This window comes from Streptomyces sp. NPDC127092, assembly GCF_042722475.1.
Classification (GTDB): Bacteria; Actinomycetota; Actinomycetes; order Streptomycetales; family Streptomycetaceae; genus Streptomyces.
Genome location: NZ_JBHXFE010000162.1, coordinates 1 through 1,956, shown reverse-complemented (window position 1 = coordinate 1,956; position 1,956 = coordinate 1). Strand labels below are relative to the sequence as shown.

General features: G+C 72.3%; 2 protein-coding genes and 1 pseudogene. All 3 read left to right on the top strand.

The features are described 5' to 3' along the window. Positions 1-352 (top strand): MaoC family dehydratase (locus tag ACFWJO_RS38355; protein WP_386872800.1); only part of this gene is annotated, 352 nt, incomplete at its 5' end. Then, a pseudogene (locus tag ACFWJO_RS38350) lies at positions 349-828 on the top strand (AMP-binding protein); the annotation flags it as partial. The gene ACFWJO_RS38355 and the pseudogene ACFWJO_RS38350, both read left to right, overlap by 4 nt. 94 nt (positions 829-922) lie before the next feature. Then, complete coding sequence (locus ACFWJO_RS38345; protein WP_196488485.1) at positions 923-1,924, top strand: AMP-binding protein; 1,002 nt, start codon at positions 923-925, stop codon at positions 1,922-1,924. Positions 1,925-1,956 lie beyond the last annotated feature (32 nt).

The window sequence follows — 1,956 nt, the reverse complement described above, 5'->3', positions numbered from 1 at the left end:
CGACCACCAGTGGATCCACGTGGACCCCGAGCGGGCGGCCCGGGGACCCTTCGGCTCGACGGTCGCCCACGGCTTCCTCACCCTCGCGCTGCTGCCCTCGATGGTGCGGGAGATCTACCGGGTGGAGGGGATGGCCATGGTCGTCAACTACGGATCGGACCGGGTCCGCTTCCCCCATCCGACCCCCGTCGGCGCGCGCATCCGCGCCGGCGCCGAGCTCACCCGCCTGGACCGCGGCCCACAGGGGGCGCTGGCCATGGTGACCACCACCGTGGAGATCGAGGGAGTGGCGAAGCCGGCCTGCGTGTCGGACTCGCTCTTCCTCCTCCGCCCGGGAAAGGACGCGTCATGACGTTCAACATCTCCGTGCTCCTGCGCGAGAGCGCCGCCGAGCACCCGGACCGCCCCTGCGTGATCCTGGGCGACCGTGCCTGGATCTACGCGGAGGTGGACGCCGCCGCCGACCTGGTGGCCGCGAACCTCAGCGGGCTGGGCCTGGCCCCGGGCACCTCGGTGGCGGTGCAGCTCCCGGACATCCCGCAGTTCCTGTTCGCCTACTTCGGCCTCGTCCGTGCCGGCTTCGTCATGGTCCCCCTCAACCCCCTGCTGACGCCGCGCGAGATCGCCCATCACCTGTCCGACTCGGACACGGCCGTGCTCATCACCGTGGATACGGCGGCCGAGGCGGCGGTCAAGGGCGCGGCCCAGGCGGGCGGGTCCGACGGCGGTCCGACGGTGTACGTGGTCTCCACGGGCGCCGGGGAGCGGCCCGCGGGGACCCGGGACTTCGCGGAGCTGCTGGCCCCCGGCCCCTCGGTGGACATGGCCCCCACCCAGGCCGACGACACCGCGGTGATCATCTACACGAGCGGCACGACCGGCCCCCCCCAAAGGCGCCGAGCTCACCCACTTCGGCATCTACATGAACACGACGGTCTCCGGCGCGCGCATCCCGATCCGGCCCGACGACGTGGTCCTGGCCGTGCTGCCCTTCTTCCACGTGTACGGGCTCACGAGCGTGCTGAACATCTGCGTCCGCCACGCCTGCACCATGGTCCTGCTCCCCCGCTTCGACGCCGCCGCCGCGCTCGACCTGGTGGAGCGCCACGGGATCACCCGCATCTCCGCCGTGCCGACCATGCTGATCGGCATGGTGGAGGACCCCGACACCGGGCGGGACCTCTCGTCCGTGAGCCAGGTGGTCTCCGGAGGCTCGGCCCTGCCCCAGGAGGTGCTGCGGCGCTTCGAGGCGAAGTTCCCGCGGGCGACCATCCTGGAGGGGTACGGCCTCTCCGAGTCGACCAGCTCGGTGGCGGTGAACGTCTCCCGGGAGGAGCGCCGCGTCATGTCCATCGGCAAGCCGCTGTGGGGCACCGAGTGCCGCGTGGTGGACGCGGAGGGACACCTGCTCGGCCCCGGGGAGGACCAGGTGGGGGAGCTGCTCTTCCGCGGCCCCACCATCATGAAGGGCTACTACCGCAACCCCGAGGCCACGGCGGCCACCCTCGTGGACGGGTGGCTGCGCACCGGGGACATGGGGTACCGGGACGAGGACGGGTTCATCTACGTGGTGGACCGCAAGAAGGAGCTCATCCTCCGCGGCGGGTACAACGTGTACCCCCGCGAGGTGGAGGAGGTCATCGCCACGCACCCGGCGGTCTCCGAGGTGGCCGTGGTGGGGCGTCCGCACCCCTCCCTCGGCAGCGAGGTGGTGGCGGTCGTGAGCACCCGGCCGGGCATGAGCGTGACCCCGGCGGGGGTCATCGAGCACGCCAAGGTCTCCCTGGCGGCGTACAAGTACCCGCGCGAGGTGGTCGTGGTGGACAGCCTCCCCAAGACCGCCACCGGCAAGATCCGCAAGCGGGACCTGGCGACCACGCTGGCCGAGCCGGCCTCCCCCGAGTCGCACTCCGCGACGCCGTAGCCGCCCGCGACGACGGCCGCGCTTCCCTGTCC

Bases quoted from the DNA above. Each gene is read 5' to 3' on its own strand.
- ACFWJO_RS38345 (WP_196488485.1), top strand. From the start codon at position 923: ATGAACACGACGGTCTCCGGCGCGCGCATCCCGATCCGGCCCGACGAC.